Below are 4,168 nucleotides of genomic sequence, written 5' to 3'. Positions count from 1 at the left end.
TTTCATTCCGATCACCTCGCCAACGGCGCCCGATGCCACGAATTTCGTTCCGGCGATCCTGAACATGCGGCCCGGCGAAAGGGAGTTCTGGCGGGTGACCAACACCGCCGCGGATAGTGTCCTCGACCTTCAGTATGTCTTCGACGGCGTGCCACAGACGCTGCAACTTGTCGCCGTGGATGGGGTTCCGTTAAATTCGCAAGATGGCACCGAGCCCGCCGCCGTGACCCCGGTGACACACTTCACGATGCCACCCGCCTCACGCGTGGAGTTCATCGTCTCTCCCCCTCCACCGCGGGTGCGGCTGGCGCAGCTGACTACCTTGCGTGTCAATGGCGGCCCATATTTCTACAATCTCCCACAGCGTCCTCTCGCGACGGTCCAGCTCCTCGGCGGACGGCGCGAGGGCACCAAGGAGGACAGCAGCGATGATCATCAGATCGGAAGGTCTACCGCAAAGAGCACGACCCAGCAGCGCTTCGCCGGACTCGGAACGGCCCATGTAGCGGCGACCCGCGCCTTGTACTTCAACGAGTTTCCGCTCTCCGAATACTTCATGGGGGTGGAAGGCCAGCCGGAGCGTCTTTTCGATCCGAACGCGGCGCCCTCCATCGTGGTCACTCAAGGAACCGTGGAGGAATGGACCGTTGAAAACCGTACCCCGGAGAATCACGCGTTCCACATCCATCAGATTCACTTCCTGGTGAAATCTCAGGATAACTTTGAGATCAACGGCTCACAACAGGCGCCCGTCATCACCGGCCAGTACCTGGATACGGTACAAGTTCCGTTCTGGGATCAGAACCCTAACCACCCTTTCCCCAGCGTCAAGCTTCGTCTCGACTTCCGCGGGCCGGATATTGGCGATTTCGTGTTTCACTGCCACGTCCTCAGTCATGAGGACGCGGGCATGATGGCAATAGTGCGGGTCCAACCCAGCCCAAAGGGCAAAGGTGAGAACGACCGAGAGAACGACCACCGTTGACTCTCTTCTCTCCAGGTACATGCGGCGCCGCGCGAACGATCGTACGCAAGTGTTGACGTTCTGCGGTGCCGCATCAAGGAGGGAACCGATGAGCAGTGGGCTGTCTCGTTGCACTGTCTCGTTGCGTTCCTCGACGCTCGGCAATCGGGCCTTCGGATCCCCCGCGCTTCTGTCGCTTCCTGGACAGCACGGCATGTCATTTTTGGCCGCCTCGATGGAAGTCAGGCAGATTCACCCGCTTGACCTCATGACCCTTGCCCGCTGTTGAAGCTCCAGCTCGCCTGCGGCTGGTCTAGGTAATGCAATGCCGCGCCGTGTCCAAGCGGAAAAGCTGAGCACGATATCGGCGACATGCATCTCGGGTCAGCAGGGTTGAGCACATCGTACTCTAGCCCGAGGCGTGTGTCATTTGCACCCTCGACAACCATATCAAGCTGTATGGGCCGGCCTTTGACTTGGAAGATGACCCGATAGCCGCCTGTGACAAGGTGACTAAAGACGTCTCGCTCAAATCCCGCCCCCCTGAGCTTGATGAGCCCTTCCGAATCGGAAAGGTCACACAGAGCCGGTCGGTCGAAAATGCTTCAACAGCGATAGCCTCACATCCTTCTCTTAAAGATGTGGCCGTGACGGAGCGCACGAGATACGGCGGCTCACGTGCGCGACTGCCGCGAGATGGAACCGCTGGCTATACATTGTCCCAGATAAGGCGTGCGAGTTTTCGGGGTCCGCGACCAGTGAAAGGAACGTGATGTCCCGCCCTGAGACCCGGACATCGCCGCACTGAACTCGTGCCGGAGAAGCTCGGATGCCAACAACGCTCGCGGACTACGAATCGATGAACTTCGCTTGCTCCATGCCGAGAACGACAAGATTACGGCGCCTCACGACAGCCCAAAACGCCCTTGAGTCACACCAACTCCGGAATTTGAAACACCGGCGTATGCGGATTATAATGCGCATGGATAACCACATTGGAGCGTTTATGGAACGCGCACTTGAAACGCGGCCCCGAAAGGCCACGAACGTCACGCTGCCGGTCGACGTGATCGAGGAAGCGAAGGGGCTTGGCATTAACTTCTCGCGTGCCTGTGAGCAGGCGTTGCGCGACGCGATCAAGGCCGAACAAGGCCGTCGATGGGCGACGGAAAATGCCGGGTTTATCGCGGCGCACAACGAATGGGTGGAGAAAAACGGTCTCCCGCTCGCTGAGTGCCGGATGTTCTGATGGAGCGTTTTGAAGTCTATGCCAACACCGGCAAAACCAGGGCGACCACGCCATTTCTCATCGATGTCCAGAGCGATCACCTCGAAGGGCTTACAACGCGGGTCGTCATTCCGCTTATCCGGGTTGACGCCTTCCCCCCGACGAATCTTCCCACTGATTTAACACCTGTTTTCGAGATCCGGGGCACTAGATGCATGCTCCACCCAGCGTTCATCGGAGCAGTGGCTGTGAAAGAACTAGGCGTCAGCGTAGGGTCGCTCAAGGCTCAACGTGATCAGATCTCCGCTGCGCTCGACCGCCTCACCGGCGGCTATTGATCCGCCTGCATTTCCGTGCCGGCGTCGCGATCTGCTGGGCGGCCGCGGCACCTGCCTCGACATCCCAAAGGAGGTAGCCTTTCTCACCCTCCTCGCCGTAGTGAAACCGGCCGATCGATCCCGCGTAAGCGGCGCTCCGCCCTTCTCTCGTCCACTGTTGCTACTTGTGAATATGGCCGAGCATGAAGGCGTCGCACTGCGCATCAAAAAGACTGCCAACGGTGAACTCATGATCGAAGCCGATGATGCGCACGCCGTGTTCGGTCTGGCATCCGTGAACGGTGCCGTGCGACACACCAACGGTCGGAATTCCTGCACCGCGGAAGATCAGGTTTACGGCTCCGGCTGCGGCGAGATACTGCGCGAGGTGTTCGCCAAGCTCTGTTGCGACCGCATCGACGCCGACGGCGGCCGCGAGTGCCGCTTTGTTCACCGTGGGCACGCAAGTGAGCACCGCGTCTACTTTGATATCGAGCAGAACTCGATCTCCTCGGGTGAAAACACCGCCCCTGCGGACGGGCGAAAGACGTCGCCTTCCAACAACATAGACGGGATAGGGCGTGCCCATCAGCGTAAAGTTGTCGAGCGTACCCGGCGGCTCGTGGGAGAAGATTCCCTGCAGCATAGGCACCGGCATGTCACGCGCCAGCGCGTGAATGTTCGATGCCAGCAGGTGAAGAGATGACGCATATGCATCAAGGCTGGCTTCGCGACTGAGCACTTGCGTGCCAAGTCGGATCTTGCCGATCACCGGAGGACGTGGAGAACGTTCCTCAATGATGCTGCGCGGGGCCAAGCCCGCCAGTTCGGCGACTGCGTTCATTGGGAGAATTCCTTTTCAGGTAAGCGATCACCTTGAGCCTGATTTCCTCCGCGTCAGATGCAAGCGACTTGGCAAAATCGGGACCTCGGTGTTCAGAGACAAGGGTGGGATAGTCGGAGCGTTCCTGCTCCGTCAGTGCTGCGACATAAGCGGCTTCGCAAAAGGCTCGCCACTCGGGAGATTGGCTATTAGCTGACTCTCGGCGTTGCGTGAGAGTTGTTCGAATAGTGTCTGCTACCAACGAATCGATACGGTTGAGTTGGGTCATGACGAAGATTTCAGGAAGTGGAAACAAAAAAAGCCCGTCCCTTGCGGGTACGAGCTTTGGTTTCAAGAGAAACCTGACCGTCATGTCCCCCGAAGGGAACATGACGGACCAGGGAGCGCTGTAGCAATCTACAGGCTCAGATGAGGACGCAAAGTCGTCCTCGCGCAGCATGGTCACGCCGCACTCTAGCCCATTATCGGAATTACATCCGCCGCAGGATCACGGGTCAGCCAACTTTGCTTGCTCTTCTCCGGCCGATCTGGAGAGAGATCATCGAAACCGAAGTTCGAGCAAGACCGAGCAAAGGCAGCACACGCGGTGCGCCAAGGTCAGCACGTGTCACAGCTGAAATGGGGAGCAGATGGCGAATCCACTCGAGACGAGATATCCACACCGATAGCCAATCGGTCGGAGCATGCGCAAGGCACGACTTCTGGGGATTCGCTGATCAATTGACTTCAGCTACACGATGCATGCATGCTGAAGGCGATGCGAACATAACGGTACGGACATGAAGCAACGCAGCTTTGCAAGCGCCGAGTACGCG

5 protein-coding genes are annotated in these 4,168 nt (G+C 58.6%); 3 read left to right on the top strand and 2 right to left on the bottom strand.

Features of this window, described 5'->3' with window-relative positions; genetic code table 11:
* From HV670_RS29410 to HV670_RS29400, 3 genes are all read left to right on the top strand, one after another.
* A partial coding sequence (locus HV670_RS29410; protein WP_175108453.1) for a multicopper oxidase family protein occupies window positions 1-985 on the top strand: 985 nt, incomplete at its 5' end.
* Window positions 986-1,970: 985 nt separating this feature from the next.
* Window positions 1,971-2,213, top strand: coding sequence for a type II toxin-antitoxin system CcdA family antitoxin (locus HV670_RS29405; protein WP_246258106.1), 243 nt, complete (start codon window positions 1,971-1,973; stop codon window positions 2,211-2,213).
* Window positions 2,213-2,530: a CcdB family protein gene (locus tag HV670_RS29400; RefSeq protein WP_175108452.1), complete on the top strand. Its 318-nt coding sequence runs from the start codon at window positions 2,213-2,215 to the stop codon at window positions 2,528-2,530. The genes HV670_RS29405 and HV670_RS29400 overlap by 1 nt, the downstream gene beginning before the upstream one ends.
* A 160-nt stretch (window positions 2,531-2,690) precedes the next feature.
* Here the strand turns inward: HV670_RS29400 and HV670_RS29395 are convergent, their stop codons facing one another.
* Entirely contained in the window at window positions 2,691-3,353 is a 663-nt protein-coding gene (locus HV670_RS29395; RefSeq protein WP_175108451.1) for a hypothetical protein, read from the bottom strand.
* A complete protein-coding gene (locus HV670_RS29390) occupies window positions 3,304-3,792 on the bottom strand; it encodes a DUF7696 family protein (protein ID WP_425511489.1) in 489 nt (162 codons plus the stop codon). Before HV670_RS29390 ends, HV670_RS29395 begins: the two co-directional genes overlap by 50 nt.
* Window positions 3,793-4,168 lie beyond the last annotated feature (376 nt).

The organism is Pararobbsia alpina (assembly GCF_902859895.1).
Lineage (GTDB): Bacteria > Pseudomonadota > Gammaproteobacteria > Burkholderiales > Burkholderiaceae > Pararobbsia > Pararobbsia alpina.
Note: the sequence above shows the minus strand (reverse complement) of the source record. Positions and strands in the feature narration are given on the sequence as shown.

Excerpts from the sequence above, each read along its gene's own strand:
- HV670_RS29400 (WP_175108452.1), top strand. The coding sequence starts at position 2,213 with ATGGAGCGTTTTGAAGTCTATGCCAACACCGGCAAAACCAGGGCGACC.
- HV670_RS29390 (WP_425511489.1), bottom strand. The coding sequence starts at position 3,792 with ATGCTGCGCGAGGACGACTTTGCGTCCTCATCTGAGCCTGTAGATTGC.
- HV670_RS29395 (WP_175108451.1), bottom strand. The coding sequence starts at position 3,353 with ATGAACGCAGTCGCCGAACTGGCGGGCTTGGCCCCGCGCAGCATCATT.
- HV670_RS29405 (WP_246258106.1), top strand. The coding sequence starts at position 1,971 with ATGGAACGCGCACTTGAAACGCGGCCCCGAAAGGCCACGAACGTCACG.